Consider the following 16,402-nt stretch of genomic DNA (forward strand, 5'->3'; position numbering starts at 1 on the left):
TCTGACAGTGAATCTAGTCGGAGGGGTGATCACGCTGGGGGTGTCGAATGTCGGTATCGACAGGGGTGGAGAGCACTGCCCCGTACGTCGAGGTGTCGTGCCGTGTGGACGACAAGCGCGGGAGTAAGCGGCGTCGTCCGTTGCTGGACTGCGCGACGGCCAGGTTCGAAGACGCGGTGCCTGTCCGGCCGTTTCGGTGGTCGTGGGGTGGACGCAATTTCCCCGGGTGGTACTGGGCGGCGACTACAGGGCAGCACGTCGGTTTCGAGTCGTGGTTGGAGCGGGACCGGCTGGTGCTCATGGACTTCGATCCAGCTGTGGTGGGGATGGCGTCCCAGCCGTTCTGGCTGCACTGGCACGACGGGGAACGTGAGCGTCGGCATGCCCCGGACTTCTTCGTGCGTCGGGTCGATGGCTCGGCGGTGGTCGTCGATGTCCGTGCCGACGACTGGATCGCTCCGCGGGATACCGAAGCGTTCGAATTGACGCGCAGGGCATGCGCGGAAGTTGGGTGGTGGTTCGAGCGGGTGGGGACGCCGGAGGCAGTGCTACTGGCGAATGTCCGGTGGCTGTCGCGCTACCGGCACCCGCGCTGCCGGCGGGAGCCGGTCGCAGCTCGGCTGCTGGAGGTCTTTTCTCAGCCGGGGCCGCTGATGGCTGGGGCTGATGCGGCTGGCGACCGGCTCGAGACGCTGCCTGTGTTGTTCCACCTCTTGTGGAAGCACGAGTTGTCGGCCGAGCAGATGGACATCGAACTGCTCGGTCCGCGCACGGTCGTGCACCGGGCCGGCGGGAGTACCGGATGACGAGCGAGGAGCGTCGGGTCCCGCCGACTGCGCGGATCGCGGAGTTCCCTAAGAAGGCTGCTGAACAGGCCCGTTGGTGGGAAGGACACATCCTGGAGGTGCTGCACGGATTGCCGCCGGATGCTCCCCACGGGGCAGTGCCGCGACCGGAGTTCGACCCTCGGCAACGTTGCCTGGCCGAGCGGGAGCGAGCCAAGGCCGCCGAGCTGACAGCGGCGGGCCATCGGATGACGGCCAGTGGAATCAAGCAGCGGCGCCAGCGTTATCAGCGCGACGGGCTGGTGGGGCTGGCGGACGGCCGGTCGGCCAAGAAGCTGCCGGACTTCGGCCAGATCTCCCCGTTGGTGGTCGAGGCAATGAGGCAGGCGATCGCCGAGACGACCGATGCCTCATCGAGGACGGTCCGTTTCACCATCTGGCGGACGAAGGAGATCCTGGCGTCCCGCGAGGATGCCGACGGCATCGAACTGCCTACGGAGCGCACGCTTTATCGGCTGTTCGACAAGTTGGCGCTGGGCACGCACGCGACCGGTTCGGCGAGGACACGCCGTTCGTTGCAGGCGCGTCCGGCCGGTCCGTTCGGGGAGGTCCCGGCTGTCGCGCCGGGCGAGCTGATGCAGATCGACTCCACTCCGTTGGACGTTTTGGTACGGCTGGATGACGGCATCGCGGAGAAGGTCGAGTTGACCGCGCTGGTCGACATCGCGTCCAGGTCGATCACGGCGGCAGTGCTGCGTCCGACGACGAAGGCGGCCGACGCCTCCGCCCTCCTGGCCCGCAGCATCACACCGGAGACGATGCGGCCGGGCTGGCCACAGGCGCTGCGGATGTCCCGGTCGGTGCTTCCGCACCGGCGGCTGCTGGCCCTGGACGAGCGGCTGGAGCAGGCGGCGGCGCGTCCGGTGATCGTTCCAGAGACGATCGTCTGCGATCACGGCAAAGTGTTTATCTCACACAACTTCCGTGCCTCCTGCCGCTTCTTGGGCGTCTCGCTGCAGCCGACGCACAAGGCGTCACCCTTCGAGAAGGGCGTGATCGAGAAGACGCTGGGATCGGTGGCGACGCTGTTCGCGCAGTTCGTCGCGGGGTACACCGGCCGCTCGGTGGAGCGCCGTGGCCGGCATGTGGAAAACGGGCCGTTGTGGTCCTTGCCCGAACTGCAGGACCTGCTGGACGAGTGGGTCGTCACGGTCTGGCAGAACCGGCCGCACGACGCGCTGCGCGATCCCAGCACGCCGAAGCGGGCGTTCTCGCCGAACGAGAAGTACGCGATGCTACTGGAGTCGTGCGGCTACGTTCCGGCCCCGTTGAGCGGTGAGGACTATGTCGAGTTGCTGCCGGAGCGGTGGCACACGATCAACGCCTACGGCATCCGGATCAAACATCGCACCTACGACAGCCCGGAGTTGAACCCGCTGCGCCGTCAGCACTCCGGGGTCGCGGAGAAGAAGGGCTTGTGGGAGATCCACTACGACCCCTACGACGTCTCCCGGATCTGGGTACGCGACCGCCGCGGTGAGAGCGACCGGTGGATCACCGTGTTCTGGCGGCACCTGCACCGCGTCGGCGTCCCGTTCGGCGAGATGGCCTGGGACCACGCCCGCCAGCAGGTTCCGAACGACAGCGAAATCCAGATCGCGGAAGCGGCAGCAGCCCTGCTCAAGCGCGCCCACAACGGCCCTGCCGACGAGGACCGCCCTCCGACCAAACGATCGAAGAAGGATCGCCGGGTCGCAGCCCGCACCCGAGCGACCGCCCCGAGCCGGGAGATCCCTGACCCACCGGCCGAGAGCGAGCCCATGGACGAGGACCCGGCGGACTCCGCGCCGGCAGAGGTCATCCCGCTGGGCCTGTTTGACCCGCTGGCCGATCCTTGGAGGCGCACGTGACCATCTCCAAACCGGTGGCCCGACACACCGTGCTGCAAGAGACCGACACCGAGGCCGACCGGCAGCTGAACACTCTGACCGGATGGCGCAGGTTCATCGACGGCCCACCCACTCCCCCGGTCTTGGCGTCGCGCAGTGCCTGGCAGCAGATGAACCCAGCCAAGCGGGATCTCTATGACGAGTCCCGCCTTGACCATCACGCTCGGATGCTCACCGTCGCCACCTCGTTCGTCGAGCGGACGGCGATCTGCGGCCGTCGTCTGGTGCTGCTGAACCGGCACGCGATCAGCGCCCGCCGCGGCTTGATCGTTTCCGGCCCGGCGGGAACCGGAAAGACCATCGCCATCACGCAGTTGGGGCTCTCCCATGAACTACTGGACCGGGCCCGGCACCCTCATGCCACACACCGGATTCCGGTCGTCTACGTCACCGTCCCGCCCGCCGCGACCGCCCGCATGATCGCGACCGAGTTCGCACGCTTCCTGGGCCTGCCGGTGCGGGCCCGCTCGAACATGACGGACATCATCGAGGCTGTCGTCGGTGTCTGCACCGATACCCGCACCGCTCTGGTGCTGGTCGACGAACTCCACAACATCTCACTGACCAGCCGCCACGGCGCCGAAGTCGCCGACACCCTCAAGTACTTCTCCGAGCGACTGGCTGCCACCTTCGTCTATGCCGGCATCGACATCGACGAATCCGGGATGCTGTCCGGGACACGCGGCGCGCAGATCGCGGGCCGCTTCACCCTGATCCCCTCCCGCCCCTTCCCCTACAACAGTGAATGGAAGGGCCTGGTCGCCGCCATGGAAGACACCCTGCGGCTGCACGAACACCGCTCCGGCGCTCTCACCGACCTGGACCGCTTCCTGCACAACCACACCGGCGGCATGATCGGATCCCTCTCCCACGCCGTCCGCGGAGCCGCCCTCGACGCCATCCTCACCGGCACCGAGAAGATCACCAAGAAGAGCCTCCAGGCCATTCCGCTCGACCACACCGCCCACACGACGGCGTCGATGGCCACGAAGACCGCTATGTCCCGATGAACAGCGAACTGCCGCCCCGGTTCGCGCCGCTGCCGGTCCGGCTCCGCCCCTGCCTCGGAGAATCCACCAACTCCTACATCCGGCGCCTGGCCCGCGCCAACCATCTCCAGCCCAGCTTCCTGCACTGCTATCTCTGCGGCCCACCGCAGTGGTTCGGCAGGCCGCTCCTCGAACACCTCGCCACCACCGCCGGCCACTCGCCCGAAGCACTCGAACGGGCTCTCGCCGATGCCCACTCCCTGGGCGGCACAAACAGACCACGCCGACGCCTCCCCAGCAGGAATCCCTTCGCCAGGCGCCAGGACCTGGCTAACCGCATCGTCCAAGAGGCCCTCAAGGGGACGCAGATCCGCACGCTCGCAAAGCGCCACAACCTCCGTTGCTCGGACATCCGCTTCGCCCTGGAGATCCCACGCCTGACCGCCACCGAGTCGGGTCAACTGGGCGACCTCATCACAGGCGGACTCGCCGACCTGATCGAGAGCATGATCAGCAGAGGGCTCAACGGTAGGCAGATCTGGACAGACCTCATGGACCACCACGACTACTTGGTCACCTACCACAGCATTCGGCACTACATCAGATACACGCGACTCCGAACGGCGTCAGCACGCGTAGGGAACCCAGAGGCGCAGACAGGGGCCCCAGCCGCCTCTCCCTGACAGCGGTGAAGTACGAGGCCCCATGCCAGAGCCGCATGCATAGGTCACGGCCGTCGTAGACAGCGACGCCACCGAGCTTGCACGGAGCGGCGACGCTCCGGGAGGCAAGCGCGCAGGCGTGGTCCGGCGACTCGGAAGGGCCACCGGCGGAGGTGCAGCGGAGCGGCGTCCGGGGCGGCAGGGACGCAGGGGCCATGGATGACGAAGAGGAGGAGCGCCAAAATGTCACCTGGCGACCATCGCGTGACCGCTATCCGCGGGGCGATTTGTCAGATCCCGGGGAAGGATGGGAGGGCGCTACGGCGAGCAATCAGCCGCTGACGCACCCTCCCACATCACCCGAACCGCGCCGGAAGGACATGTCATGGCCGCCACCACACCCAAGGCTCCGACTGCACCAGGGGTACGGTCCTGGTGGGGGATCCCGTACGCCACCGCCGAGCGGTACCGCCGCCCCGTGGTCGCGGATTTCGATCCGGACCTCCCCTATGACCGCAAGGGCGTCGTCTCCGTCCAGCCCGACAGCGGTGACTGGCTCGAAGCGGACAGCGGGATGGGCGAGGACTGCCTGAACCTGAACGTGTGGGCTCCCGAGCAGCCGGCCAGGGAGGCGCTGCCGGTGGCCGTGTACATCCACGGCGGCGGATTCGAGTACGGCGCGAACACGCAGATCACCTCGAACGCCGCTGGCCTCGCCGCGACGGGGCGAGTGGTGGGCGTGTCGGTCAACTACCGGCTCGGCGCCCTGGGCGCGCTCTCCCTCTCGCAGTACGGCGGGCGGCTCGCCGAGGCCAGCAACCTCTTCCTGCAGGACGTCATCGCCGCGCTCACCTGGATCCAGCGGAACATCGCCCACTTCGGCGGCGATCCCGACCAGGTCACCGTCTACGGCCACAGCGGCGGCGCCTATACCACCTTCGGGCTGCTCAGTGCCTCCTCCGCCAACGGCCTGTACCGGCGCCTGGCCGGGTTCTCCGGCGGGCCAGCCCGCTCCATCCCGGCCTGGTGGGCCGAGGAGCTCGCGCACAGGTTCGTCACGGAACTCGGTGTCGCAGACAACCCCGACAAGCTGATCGACCTCGACACGGCCTCCTTGGTGGCCGCCCTGAAGAAGGTCGCCCCGACGGATCTCGGAGTCCGTGGCGGGGTGGACAACCAGGCCACCGGCGTCGTCCTGGACATCGGACAGCCCGGCGCGGTGGTGCACGCCCACCCCATGGATGTCCTGGCCTCGGGCGCGCACCGCGGTGTCGACGTGCTGCTGAGCATGGCCAGCGACGACATGGGCTGGTGGGTGGCGAACGACCTCGACCGGTTCGACCCGCACACGCTCGACCGCGTCACCGACGAGGTCGCGGGGTGGCGCATTTCCCGCTCCCGCGCCAGGAAGATCGTCCATGCCTACGACCAGGGCGGCCGTACCCCGGCCGAGGTTCGCGCCGCGCTCATGGCGGACTACCTCTTCGCGCTTCCCGCCGCCCGCGGTGCCCTGGCCCACGCCGCCGCGGGCGGCAACGCCCATCTCCTGGTGATCGGGCCCGCCGAGGGCGCGCCCGCCGTGCACGGCACCGAGATGTACGCCCTGGTCGGCCAGGAACAGCCGGGCCGCAGTGCCGAGCAGGCCGAGCGTGACACGCGTATCCGCGACATCCTGCTCGACTTCGTCACCGGCGAGCAGTCCCGGCTGTGGCCCGCCGTCACGGACCGTCCGACCTCGGAAAGGGTCGGCAACCCTCCCTTCGAGGCGAGCGCCCACTATCAGGCGGCCCTCGACCTGTGGGAGGGCATCGACCGTCCCTGACGGCCATCGGGGAATACGGGCATGCGGAACAGCACAGAGCTACCAGGGGACGAACACGGTAAAGGAGCTGGGTATGAGCCAAGGGACAGCAGCCGGCGATTCCGTACCGGCGACGATGCGGGCCGTTGTCGTCACCCGGCCGGGCGGCCTGGACGCACTGGAGATCCAGGATGTGCCGGTGCCCGTCCGTAAGCCCGGCTGGGTGCGGATCAGAGTGAAGGCGTTCGGCGTCAACGAGTCCGAAGTCACCACCCGCAAGGGCGAGTCAGACGCCGAGGTCACCTACCCGCGTGTACCCGGCATCGAGGGCGTCGGCGTGGTCGACGAGGCCGACGAGAACAGCGGGCTGCGGCCAGGACAGCAGGTGGCCACGATGATGGGTGGCATGGGCCGTTCGTACGACGGCGCGTACGCCGAATACGTGACCGTCCCGGCGGCGCAGGTCATCCCGTTCGAGACCAGTCTGCCGTGGGAGGTCGTCGGTGCGCTGCCGGAGATGTTCCAGACCGCCTACGGATCGCTGACCACCGGCCTGGACCTCAAGGCCGGGCAGACGCTGCTGATCCGCGGCGGCACCTCCACAGTCGGGCTGAGCGCGGCCACGATCGCGAAGGACCTCGGAGCCACCGTGCTGTCCACCACCCGCAGCCCCGGCCGGGCCGGGGAACTCACGGCCGTGGGCATTGACCATCCCCTTGTCGACGACGGCACTCTCGCCGACCAGGTGCGCGCGCTGCTGCCGGACGGCGTGGACGCCGCACTGGAACTGGTGGGCTGCTCGGTCCTCGCCGACACCCTCAGCACCGTCCGCCGCCACGGCACGGTCTGCTTCACCGGAGCCCTGGCGGGCCAGTGGACGATCCCCGATTTCAGCCCGTTCATGATCCCGGGCGGGGTGCGGCTGACGTCCTATGGCGGTCAGGCAGCCGACCTCCCGGCCGACGTCTTCGCTCACCAGCTCCAGGCCATCGCCGCAGGACGCCTCAACGTCCCGGTCGCGAAGGTCTACCACGGCCTGGAACAGGTCCGTGACGCCCAGGCCGACGTCGAGTCCGGCACCACACTGGGCAAGCACGTCGTCGTCCTGGACGACTGAGCCCGGATCCCTCGACTTGTGCGGCAAGGGCGGTCGGCGCCGTTTGGGGAATGTTCGAGCAGGCTGCCGCCGGTCCGGGCGACCTCAGCGTGCTCGAGGGAAAAGCCGCTCGACAGCGGTCACCACTGCGGCGCGGCGGGCGGCGGCGGTGGGGTCCACGGCGTGTGCGGCGGCGGCCTTGCTGTGCTCGGGCTGTGACGCCCAGGTCGTGGCGATCTGGTTGACCAGGGCGAGGACGTCGGCCGGGTCCCAGGCGGGGTCGAGCTGTCCGGCCTGCTGCGCCTGGCGGAGCTGGTCGATTTTGTGGGCGAGCAATGCCTGGGCGTGCTCTTCGGCAGCGGTTGTGGTGCCCGGCAGTTCGAGGCGACCCCAGGTGATCAGACGGAAGTGGTCCGGACGGGCGACGAAGTAATCGAACAGGCGGCCCGCATAGCCAGGGAGGTCGGAGGGGTCCAGCTGGGTGGCCTCGGTGATGACGGCGTGCTCCTGTGCAGAGACGTCGGCGTAGAGCGCGTCTTTGCTGCGGAAGTAGGCGTAGACGCGTTCTTTGCTGGTCCTGGCGAGTTTGGCGATGCGGTCCACGCGGGCGCCGGCGATGCCGTGGCGGGCGAACTCGTCCATGGCGGCGGCAAGGATGCGCTCGCGCGTGGTGTCGCCGGGGGCGGCGGGAGCTGCGGTCTGGCCGGAGTCGCGGGACTGGGACATGCGCCCAGGATAGAGCACCGAACTGTTTGGTTTGGCATTTGGGTGATCGGCGCGTAGGGTCAAACGGAACAGTTCGGTTTGACCTCTGCGGGTGAAACCGGCGAACCACTGAGGGAGTGAACTCATGCAGCACCGCAATCTGGGCTCTCAGGGCCTGCGCGTCTCGGCGCTCGGCCTGGGGACCATGGGCATGTCCATGGCCTACGGCGCCTCGAACGACGACGAGGGCCTCGCGACCATCCGCCGCGCCCACGAACTCGGGATCGACTTCTTCGACACCGCCGAGCTGTACGGCGCCGGTACCGGCAGCAACGAGATCCTCCTGGGCAAGGCGGTCAAAGACTTCCGCGACGAGGTGGTCCTCGCCACCAAGTTCGGCTTCGACATGACCGCCCCGCTGCACAGCCCCGGCTACAACAGCCGCCCGGAAAACATCCGCAAGGTCGCCGAGAACAGCCTGCGCTACCTGCAGAGCGACCACCTCGACCTCTTCTACCAGCACATCTCCGACCCCGACGTTCCGGTCGAGGAGGTCGCCGGCGTGGTCGGCGAACTGATCACCGAAGGCAAGGTGAAGTACTTCGGCCTGAGCAACGTCGGCCCCCAGTACATCCGCCGCGCCCACGCCGTCACCCCGGTCTCCGTACTCCAGTACGAGTACTCGCTCTTCGAGCGGGAGGTCGAGGAGAAGATCCTTCCCGTCCTGCGGGAACTCGGCGTCGGCCTGGTGCCCTACTCCCCGCTCGGTCGCGGCTTCCTCACCGGCCAGGTCAAGCCCGCGAGCGAGTACCCCGCGGACGACATGCGCAGCTGGGACGAGCGTTGGCAGGGCGAGAACTACACGTACAACCTGCACGCCACCGAACAGCTCAAGAGTCTGGCCGACACCAAGGGCATCACTACCGCCCAGCTCGCGCTGGCCTGGCTGCTCGCCCAGGGCGAGGACGTCGCGCCCATTCCCGGCACCCGCAGCACCAAGCGCCTCGAGGAGAACGCCGGCGCCACCGACGTCCAGCTCTCCGCCACCGATCTGGCCCGCATCACTGAGATCCTTCCCCACGGATCGGCAGGCAGCCGCCTCCCGGCCGCGATGCTGTCCAGCTTCACCACCGACTGAACCGCCCCTCCGCGCGGCCCGCACGGGCCGGTCGACGGGAGCCGGCGACGCCGCACAGGTGACGTGCGGGTCATCGTCGTCAACCGGCCCGGCGGCCGAGTGTGGTAAGTCAACAGACTTGTCACTGCGGTGACGTCGAAGTTGCCTTCACGCGGTCCGTGCCGAACCGAAGCGCGTACCCGATGAACGCGGCGTCCGTGTCGGCCGCCGACGATCACTCCTACTACACCCCGGAGAGCGGAACTCCTATGAGAATCCGACTGACCGCCGGAGAAACCGTCCTCAGCGCAACCCTCGCCGACAACGCGACGGCACGCGACTTCGCCTCGCTGCTTCCGCTGACGCTGCAGACGGACGACCTGTTCAAGCGCGAGAAGTACGGTCGCCTGCCCCGGTCTCTCGCTGAGGGAGGCGAACCGCGGTTCAGCTACGAGGTCGGCGACATCGCCTACTGGTCACCCGGTCCCGACATCGCCATCTTCTATGCCCACGACGGCCAGTCCATCCCCGACCCCGGCATCGTCATCCTCGGCACCATCGACTCGGGGGCCGATGCCCTCAAGAAGTACGACGGCGCGGTCGACGTCACCATCGAGGCTATCGACTGAGACCCGGCCGGAAACCACCGAGATCGTCAACCCAGGGGAGGTGTGGGGAGGGTCGGGGTCTCGCCGGCCGCGAAGGCGGCCGGGGTGAGACCGGTGCGGTCGCGGAAGAAGCGGCCGAAGTTCGCGGGGTCGGTGAAGCCGAGGTGGACGGCCACCGTCCGGGCATCCCACCGGGCACCTCCCAGCAGGCGCCGGGCTTCCAGGAGGCGCCGCTCGTCGATGAGTTCACGTACTCCCTTGCCGGTGGCGTCCCGGGCGGCGCGGCTGAGGGTGCGGACCGAGCAGCCGAGCAACTCGGCGTAGTCCGCTGCTTGGTGCAGCTCACGGAAGTGCAGCTCCAGGGCGTCCAGGAAGCGCCCGTACCTGTCGGCGCGGCCGGTGCCGGCGGTGGCCGTGCCGGTGGGGGTGATGCCCGGGGAGTTGGCCAGGCGCAGCAGCAGCGATTCGAGCAGGCTGCGCCGCAGGGCGTGGTGGATGTCGAGGGGGCGGCGCCCCAGGGCGCGGTGTTCGTCCAGGAGCTGGAGTGCCGTCTGCTGGAGCCAGGCGGTGTCGTCGGGGTGCGGGCTGAGCACGGCAGGGGCCTCGTGCGCGGTGAGCGGGGCCAGGAGACGCGCGAGGTCGGGCCGCAGTACGTCCGGTTCGAACAGGATGAACGGGCCGCGGGCCGCGCCGGGCGGATGCCAGCACTGCGCGTGCCCGGGACGCACCCACAGCCACTGGCCGGGGGCGACGGTCCGCGTGACGTAGTCGACGTCGTGCCGCAGCTCACCCTCGGTGACCGCGATGAGGTAGTGGAAGGTGGCGCGGCCGGGACGGGGCGGGTTCCATGGCCAGTCGTCGTGCTGGGCGAAGAAATCCTCGACGGTACTCACCTCAAGGCCGTAGGGAGTACCGACCGGGGGCTGGAAACCGTACAGCCGAACCGCGGCAGGACCGGTCGCGGTTCCGCTCGCGTCGGAGTGTCGCTTGTCGACCATCACGTGTCCGCAGCCTACCGCCCTTCCGGTCGGTTTCGGCGGAAGGATGGAACGTGCCACCGCGCCCGCGCGGCGCGCCTCCTACCTCCTTCGATGCCGCAATCCGTCACCACCTGAGAAGGCCCACTGCCCATGAACGCATCGACCCTGCACAAGACCGCCACCGACTGCGCGGAGGAACTGCCCGGAGCGCAGCTGGAGCATCCCTTCGGTCCCGACTGGGAGGTCTACAAGGCACGAGGCAAGGTGTTCATGCTGATGACCGAAGTCCCGGGGCGGCCCGTCGTGATCCTCAAGGCGGACCCCGGCGAGGCCCACGCCCTGCGGGAGCAATACAGCCACATCACCCCCGGCTACCACATGAACAAGAACCACTGGATCACCCTGGAGAGCGGAGAAGGCGTCGACAAGGAGCTCGTCAGGGAGCTCGTCGCCGACTCCTACCGGCTCGTCGTCGCCCGCCTGCCCAAGGCCCAGCAGCCCGTCGACCCGCACACCTACGGAACCGGCACGCGGGCGGCCCGGTGAGCGCGGCCGGTGACCGGCTCCAGGACATCGCCCGCCAGGCGGCCCTCGCGCTGCCCGGGACGGACCACGGCTACCCGTTCACCCAGCACCTGGACGTGTACAAGATCGCGGGCAAGGTGTTCCTGATCGTCACCGACGACCCGGACGACCAGATCATCACGGTCAAGTGCGAACCCGAACACGCCCGCGCGCAAGTACGCGGCTACGTCTCGATCACACCGGGCCGCTACCTCGACAAACGCCACTGGATCTCGCTCGGACCGGGCCCCGGCATCACCAAGCGGCTGGTCACCAACGCAGTCGAGGACTCCTACGACCTGGCCGTCGAGCGGCTGCCCAGGCGCGACCGCCCCCGTAGCCGATGAGCACCGCAAGTGCGCCCACGAGCCGCTGAGCCCACGTCTGTCAGTGCCCCGTGCAAGGCTCGCCACGCCCGCACACCTTTGCCTGCGATCGAAGAGACCGATGGAACCGACCGAAGCGACCCTGCCGCTCTTCGACGAGGAGCCTGCCAGGCCACTCGCCGACCGCCTGCGCCCCACCCAGCTGGATGAGGTCGTCGGGCAGGACCACCTCCTGGCCCCGGACGCCCCGCTGGGTCGCATGGTCGCGTCGCAGCGCCTCGGCTCCGCCATCCTGTGGGGTCCGCCCGGCGTGGGGAAGACGACCATCGCCCGCCTGCTCGCGGACGGCAGCAACCTGGCCTTCGAACCGGTGTCGGCCACCTTCACCGGCGTGGCCGACCTGCGCAAGGTCTTCGCCGCCGCACGAAGCCGGCGCACCATCGGCCAGGGCACCCTGCTATTCGTCGACGAGATCCACCGCTTCAACCGCGCCCAGCAGGACAGCTTCCTGCCCTACGTCGAGGACGGCACGATCACCCTGGTCGGCGCCACCACCGAGAACCCCAGCTTCGAACTCAACGGCGCCCTCCTCTCCCGCACCCAGGTCCTCGTCCTCAAACGCCTCGACGAAGCCGCCCTGTCCACACTCCTCGACCGTGCCGAGGGCCTCACCGGCCACCGGCTGCCCCTGGCCGACGACGCTCGCCGCGCCCTGATCGCCATGGCCGACGGCGACGGACGCTACCTCCTCAACATCGCCGAACAGCTCCAGGCCCTCCCGGACCCCGGCACCCCCCTGGACACCGCCGCGCTCGCCCACCACATCCAGCAGCGCGCCCCGCTGTACGACAAGGCGCAGGAAGGCCACTACAACCTGATCTCCGCGCTCCACAAGTCGATGCGCGGCTCCGACCCGGACGCGGCCCTGTACTGGCTCGCCCGCATGCTCGACGGCGGCGAGGACCCCCTGTTCGTGGCCCGCCGCCTGGTCCGCTTCGCGAACGAAGACATCGGCATCGCCGACCCGCACGCCATCCAGCAGGCCCTCGCCGCCTGGGACGTGTACGAGCGACTCGGCTCCCCCGAGGGCGAGTTGGCGATCGCCCAAGCGGTCGTCTACCACGCCACGGCCCCCAAGTCCATCGCCGTCTACCGCGCCCTTGACGCGGCCCACCGCGCCGCCCGCCGCACCGGCTCACTCATGCCGCCCGCCCACATCCTCAACGCCCCGACCCGGCTGATGAAGAACCTCGGCTACGGCAAGGACTACCAGTACGACCCCGACACCACAGACGGCTTCTCCGGAGCCGACTACTTCCCCGACGACATGGACCACGAGACCTACTACCAGCCCACCCGCAACGGCTACGAAGCCCAGATCAGCGAACGGCTACGCCACTGGGCCGCCCTCCGCGCTCGCCGACGCAGCGGCTGACGCGGACGCGTGGGCAGCGGACAGAGTGTGCACACGGCAGATGTCGCGCACAATCCGCATCCAGCGTCCCCCTCCGACACGATGTTCCACGCTATCGCCCGCTGTGTTGACATCCAATCCAGTCGACGCAGGTCAGCGCGCTGCGCACGGCTAACTTCGCTGTCGAAGGACAAACTTGTCTTTTGTCATCCAATTGTAGGGTCTCAAAACCCGCTGCATAATCTCAACGAGAACTGCACGGTGGCGGCACTTATGCTGCCGCCGTGAGACCCGCAGGTCGGAGCATCACCTATTCGGGTGACGAGAACAGTGATCCATTCCGCCCGCGTTCGCTGCGCTGGTGTAGGTCCTCAAAACCGCGCCATATTCTGAGCGCCGTCTGCATATCAGCGTCACTTATGGCGTCGTGCTGAGATTCGCAGTTCAACGGACTCACTCTTTCGAGTGACAAGGGTCGGTTCTGTCCGCCCCGTCACTGGAGGAAAGCATCGTGGCTATACAGGACATCACCCGGGCTGGGTGTACGCCATGGACGGTCCCGTTGTAGCGGTCAGTGTCCGTTTCCCGGATAGCAGCATCTTCGAGCGGCTCTTCGTCGCCGAAGGTGACCGGCGTCGTATGCGCATCGAACTGCATGAAACCGAGCCCGATGAGCAGTCTGCCGCGGTGCTTGGTATCGCCGACTACAAAGCGCAGCTGGGGCCTATTTTGGGCATGAAAAAAGCCCCCGATTAGGGGGCATTAGGTGGAGCGTTACGTACTCTAGCCGTGATGCCTGAGAAAAATGTCCCAGATTGCTAGTGCCGTGATATGAGCAGCGAGGCTAATCGCGTACGCCCACACCCTGTCTCTGATTCTCTGCGTTGACACCGTGCCTCCAGTGGTTCGTTTCGATGCCACCCAAGCCCTCGCGCGAAGTCCGCGCGACGGGTTGGGCGGTATCAAAACTCACCTTTGAAGGCGCGCACCAAGCTACCCTCTTTCGGACATCTCGTCAACTTGCCGCAGAACGTTGTCTGTTGCGTCAAAAAGGATCAACGGCTCGACGCAGGTCAGGGGGTGGATGCCATCCGGAGCGGGAACGCGCGGGGACTCAACTGCGTCCCCGCGCGGCAGGAACTGCAGCAGCAGCTGAGACTCGGCCGAGCCGGGGTAAATGCGGAGCGGTGAGACAGCCCAGGCCAGAGCGCCGGTTGATGCAGCGAGCTGCGAGAACCTACACCAATCAAGGCGTTTGAGAGCGAACTCAGTTGTTTCGGCTTCTCTGACAGTGAATCCAGTCGTGAGGAGTGAGCACGCTCTACGCGGTCCGTACGTCGGCCGCGTCCACCGAACCGGGCGAGCACCTGCGCCCGTTGTCAGTGCACCATGCGGCCCTCAGCCTCACCCTCGCGCAGCCGGCGCGCCTGTTGAGATGGAGGACGACGTGAGTGACGGCACACGGACCGCCGCACCTTCGCCGGAGGACGCGCTGCGTTCTGCCCGGCTGCTTGTCCGTGCCGAGGCGGCCGTCATGGCGATCTTCGCCACGCGGGCCTACGAACTGGGCTGGACGGTACGGGCAAGCTGAGCGGCATCTTGGATCACGTGACGCTGTCCTGCGACGCGGGCCTCTCCACTCTCCAGTCCGCCGCCACCGCCGCGATCCCCGCTGGCCTGGCCGTCGCCAAGGGTGCCGTCGGCACCCTTCTCGGCCGTACCGGGACCGCCTCCTGGCTCCCGGCGAGAACCGACCCCGCATCCACGTCCACGACCAACTGACCGTAGGAGCCGCGCCATGCCCGACGGAGAGGTCGCCCTTGAACTGGCTGTGCTCCGCCGCGCCCTCGAAGTCGGGCCGGCGCGCATCGACAGCCAACTCGCCCTGATCGCACAGCGATCCGACCAGATCGACAAGGCCGTCGAGGAACTCGGCGACAGGGTCACTGCCCTCGAACGCACCCGCTGGCCCCTGCCGACCGTCGGAGTACTGACCAGCCTCGCAGCTCTCGGACTCGCCGCATGGTCGGCGCTCGGCCACTGATCGCACCGGACCACAGAGATACTCGCCTGGGTACGTGGCCTTCGTGGTCACCTGGTCGGCGTTCGCAGTGTGGTTCCTGGGACATATCGTGACGTAGCGTCGAGTGTCCGCGAGTTGGCCGCCTTCCGACTCGTCAACTCGTCGATGTGGAACAGGTCGTGACCGTACGGTAGGTGCGCAGGGTCAGTACAGCGCCGAGCGAGCGTCCAGAGATCAAGGCGGAGCCGCAACAGGGAGATTCATTGACGTCGCCGCCACTTCCCCCCATTCCTCCACCACCGGGATCCCGCACAGGTTCCGTGAAGCACATCCACCACGTGATCGAGAACTTGATGGCTGGGCGGCCGGAGGCGTGCCACCTGGCGAAGGCCCTGGCCAAACAGGCTCGTGCCACGCACCGCCGCATGGCGAGAGCACGTGCCGTTGGGTTCGAGGCGTACGAGACGACCCTCACCGACCTGCTTCTAACGGAGCTTGCGCATGTGGACCCGCGATTCTGGCGGGTGGTTAGGTTCAAGCCGCACGAGGAGCGAGGGAACGGCGCCGACTGGGAGTGGTGGATCCAGCGGAGCGACTTGTCGTGGGTGCGGCTCTGGATTCAGGCCAAGCGCCTCTACCACCCCGGCGAACGCTACGAGGAACTCAAGCGCAAGGTCCGGAGAGGATCAGACGGCAGGATTTGGCAGAGTCGGTTGCTGGTTGAGGCCGCGCGACGGGAAGGCCGGAGCGGTAGCGTCCTGCCGGTCCCGCTGTACGCCTTCTACAACTGCCTGCAGGGTAAACGGGCTGAGCCATGGCCGTGTAAGAGACTTGAGCCGTGTCAGCAGCAGCCCCTGCTCGGCATCACGATCGCCCCTGCCCAGCAGATCGACGAGCTGATTGTGAAGGGTAAGAACGGCTACCGCGACGTACTGGCCGAAAGTAAGCCGCTGTCGTGCCTGGTGCACTGCCCGACAGTGTGGTCGGGGCATCCTCAGGACTCGTACGCCTCGACGCTGCTGATGGGCATGGAGTGGCTGCACACCAACGACGTCCTCCCTTCGGCTCCGTCTCTGCCTGGCCGCATCGAAGAAGCGCTTGAGACGGACGACGAGGTGGTCGCCGAGGAGTCGGACCCTCGGATCGCTCTCATCACGGGTCACGCGGCGCTCCCCGGTGCCCGCATGGATGAAGTGCCACCAGGGTTGGCCGACCTGCGGGAGCGGTTCGACCTGCGGGCACTGGAGCAGCAGGGGTGGCGGGAAACGACGTGACAGCGCCCCGGGCAGAGTGCGAGTCAGATCCCGGGGCGCTTTTCCACATTGGAAAGAGGCGGAGAGCCTATGACCCGCGCTCAACTTGAGCAAGCACGAGGCATGTCCC

At 67.9% G+C, this 16,402-nt stretch carries 18 protein-coding genes; 16 read left to right on the forward strand and 2 right to left on the reverse strand.

The annotated features are described in order from the left end of the window. Positions 1–47: 47 nt before the first annotated feature. The 6 genes from AQJ27_RS43945 (at position 48) to AQJ27_RS43970 (ending at position 7,303) form a co-directional block, all read left to right on the forward strand. Positions 48–806 (forward strand): TnsA-like heteromeric transposase endonuclease subunit, encoded by a 759-nt coding sequence (locus AQJ27_RS43945; RefSeq protein ID WP_067382341.1) that lies wholly within the window; start codon positions 48–50, stop codon positions 804–806. Continuing rightward, on the forward strand, positions 803–2,695 hold the full coding sequence (locus AQJ27_RS43950; RefSeq protein WP_067382344.1) for a Mu transposase C-terminal domain-containing protein: 1,893 nt from the start codon (positions 803–805) through the stop codon (positions 2,693–2,695). Before AQJ27_RS43945 ends, AQJ27_RS43950 begins: the two co-directional genes overlap by 4 nt. Next, positions 2,692–3,744 (forward strand): TniB family NTP-binding protein, encoded by a 1,053-nt coding sequence (locus AQJ27_RS43955; RefSeq protein ID WP_079065725.1) that lies wholly within the window; start codon positions 2,692–2,694, stop codon positions 3,742–3,744. Before AQJ27_RS43950 ends, AQJ27_RS43955 begins: the two co-directional genes overlap by 4 nt. After that, entirely contained in the window at positions 3,741–4,406 is a 666-nt protein-coding gene (locus tag AQJ27_RS43960) for a TniQ family protein (RefSeq protein WP_067382347.1), read from the forward strand. The genes AQJ27_RS43955 and AQJ27_RS43960 overlap by 4 nt, the downstream gene beginning before the upstream one ends. A 364-nt stretch (positions 4,407–4,770) precedes the next feature. After that, entirely contained in the window at positions 4,771–6,207 is a 1,437-nt protein-coding gene (locus AQJ27_RS43965; RefSeq protein WP_067382350.1) for a carboxylesterase family protein, read from the forward strand. A 73-nt stretch (positions 6,208–6,280) separates the two neighbouring features. Beyond that, positions 6,281–7,303 (forward strand): alcohol dehydrogenase catalytic domain-containing protein, encoded by a 1,023-nt coding sequence (locus AQJ27_RS43970; RefSeq protein WP_067382353.1) that lies wholly within the window; start codon positions 6,281–6,283, stop codon positions 7,301–7,303. Positions 7,304–7,387: 84 nt separating this feature from the next. Here the strand turns inward: AQJ27_RS43970 and AQJ27_RS43975 are convergent, their stop codons facing one another. After that, a complete protein-coding gene (locus tag AQJ27_RS43975; protein WP_067382356.1) occupies positions 7,388–8,008 on the reverse strand; it encodes a TetR/AcrR family transcriptional regulator in 621 nt (206 codons plus the stop codon). 124 nt (positions 8,009–8,132) lie between these two features. On the opposite strand from AQJ27_RS43975, the gene AQJ27_RS43980 reads away from it, so the two are divergent. Continuing rightward, complete coding sequence (locus tag AQJ27_RS43980) at positions 8,133–9,125, forward strand: aldo/keto reductase (protein WP_067382359.1); 993 nt, start codon at positions 8,133–8,135, stop codon at positions 9,123–9,125. A gap of 158 nt (positions 9,126–9,283) precedes the next feature. Beyond that, positions 9,284–9,733, forward strand: coding sequence for a cyclophilin-like fold protein (locus AQJ27_RS43985; protein WP_159064552.1), 450 nt, complete (start codon positions 9,284–9,286; stop codon positions 9,731–9,733). Between the two features lie 26 nt (positions 9,734–9,759). Here the strand turns inward: AQJ27_RS43985 and AQJ27_RS43990 are convergent, their stop codons facing one another. Further along, complete coding sequence (locus AQJ27_RS43990) at positions 9,760–10,605, reverse strand: helix-turn-helix domain-containing protein (protein WP_096240411.1); 846 nt, start codon at positions 10,603–10,605, stop codon at positions 9,760–9,762. A 237-nt stretch (positions 10,606–10,842) separates the two neighbouring features. Here AQJ27_RS43990 and AQJ27_RS43995 point away from each other — a divergent pair, with 237 nt between their 5' ends. From AQJ27_RS43995 to AQJ27_RS44020, 8 genes are all read left to right on the forward strand, one after another. Continuing rightward, positions 10,843–11,238, forward strand: a complete 396-nt coding sequence (locus AQJ27_RS43995) for an MmcQ/YjbR family DNA-binding protein (RefSeq protein ID WP_067382365.1) — start codon at positions 10,843–10,845, stop codon at positions 11,236–11,238. Continuing rightward, a complete protein-coding gene (locus AQJ27_RS44000; protein WP_067382370.1) occupies positions 11,235–11,603 on the forward strand; it encodes an MmcQ/YjbR family DNA-binding protein in 369 nt (122 codons plus the stop codon). Before AQJ27_RS43995 ends, AQJ27_RS44000 begins: the two co-directional genes overlap by 4 nt. Positions 11,604–11,703: 100 nt before the next feature. Continuing rightward, positions 11,704–13,017 (forward strand): replication-associated recombination protein A, encoded by a 1,314-nt coding sequence (locus AQJ27_RS44005; protein WP_067382373.1) that lies wholly within the window; start codon positions 11,704–11,706, stop codon positions 13,015–13,017. Positions 13,018–13,545: 528 nt separating this feature from the next. Then, the gene (locus AQJ27_RS44010) at positions 13,546–13,752 is read left to right on the forward strand and encodes a phage terminase small subunit (RefSeq protein WP_159064553.1); all 207 of its coding nucleotides are present in this window, start codon (positions 13,546–13,548) and stop codon (positions 13,750–13,752) included. A 691-nt stretch (positions 13,753–14,443) separates the two neighbouring features. Continuing rightward, positions 14,444–14,587 carry a hypothetical protein gene (locus AQJ27_RS56860; protein ID WP_159064554.1) on the forward strand — a complete coding sequence of 48 codons (144 nt, stop codon included), beginning with the start codon at positions 14,444–14,446 and terminating at the stop codon, positions 14,585–14,587. Between the two features lie 17 nt (positions 14,588–14,604). Beyond that, positions 14,605–14,778, forward strand: a complete 174-nt coding sequence (locus AQJ27_RS56865; protein ID WP_159064555.1) for a hypothetical protein — start codon at positions 14,605–14,607, stop codon at positions 14,776–14,778. 16 nt (positions 14,779–14,794) lie between these two features. Next, a complete protein-coding gene (locus tag AQJ27_RS44015; RefSeq protein ID WP_067382380.1) occupies positions 14,795–15,040 on the forward strand; it encodes a hypothetical protein in 246 nt (81 codons plus the stop codon). Between the two features lie 299 nt (positions 15,041–15,339). After that, positions 15,340–16,293, forward strand: a complete 954-nt coding sequence (locus AQJ27_RS44020; protein ID WP_067382383.1) for a DUF6615 family protein — start codon at positions 15,340–15,342, stop codon at positions 16,291–16,293. Positions 16,294–16,402: the final 109 nt, after the last annotated feature.

Source organism: Streptomyces olivochromogenes, assembly GCF_001514115.1.
Taxonomy (GTDB): domain Bacteria; phylum Actinomycetota; class Actinomycetes; order Streptomycetales; family Streptomycetaceae; genus Streptomyces; species Streptomyces olivochromogenes.

What these genes read in the sequence shown, in the direction of transcription:
- AQJ27_RS43965 (WP_067382350.1), top strand. Translation starts at nt 4,771, where the DNA reads ATGGCCGCCACCACACCCAAGGCTCCGACTGCACCAGGGGTACGGTCC.
- AQJ27_RS43970 (WP_067382353.1), top strand. Translation starts at nt 6,281, where the DNA reads ATGAGCCAAGGGACAGCAGCCGGCGATTCCGTACCGGCGACGATGCGG.
- AQJ27_RS44010 (WP_159064553.1), top strand. Translation starts at nt 13,546, where the DNA reads ATGGACGGTCCCGTTGTAGCGGTCAGTGTCCGTTTCCCGGATAGCAGC.
- AQJ27_RS43960 (WP_067382347.1), top strand. Translation starts at nt 3,741, where the DNA reads ATGAACAGCGAACTGCCGCCCCGGTTCGCGCCGCTGCCGGTCCGGCTC.
- AQJ27_RS43995 (WP_067382365.1), top strand. Translation starts at nt 10,843, where the DNA reads ATGAACGCATCGACCCTGCACAAGACCGCCACCGACTGCGCGGAGGAA.
- AQJ27_RS44005 (WP_067382373.1), top strand. Translation starts at nt 11,704, where the DNA reads ATGGAACCGACCGAAGCGACCCTGCCGCTCTTCGACGAGGAGCCTGCC.
- AQJ27_RS44015 (WP_067382380.1), top strand. Translation starts at nt 14,795, where the DNA reads ATGCCCGACGGAGAGGTCGCCCTTGAACTGGCTGTGCTCCGCCGCGCC.
- AQJ27_RS43945 (WP_067382341.1), top strand. Translation starts at nt 48, where the DNA reads ATGTCGGTATCGACAGGGGTGGAGAGCACTGCCCCGTACGTCGAGGTG.
- AQJ27_RS43975 (WP_067382356.1), bottom strand. Translation starts at nt 8,008, where the DNA reads ATGTCCCAGTCCCGCGACTCCGGCCAGACCGCAGCTCCCGCCGCCCCC.
- AQJ27_RS43950 (WP_067382344.1), top strand. Translation starts at nt 803, where the DNA reads ATGACGAGCGAGGAGCGTCGGGTCCCGCCGACTGCGCGGATCGCGGAG.
- AQJ27_RS43980 (WP_067382359.1), top strand. Translation starts at nt 8,133, where the DNA reads ATGCAGCACCGCAATCTGGGCTCTCAGGGCCTGCGCGTCTCGGCGCTC.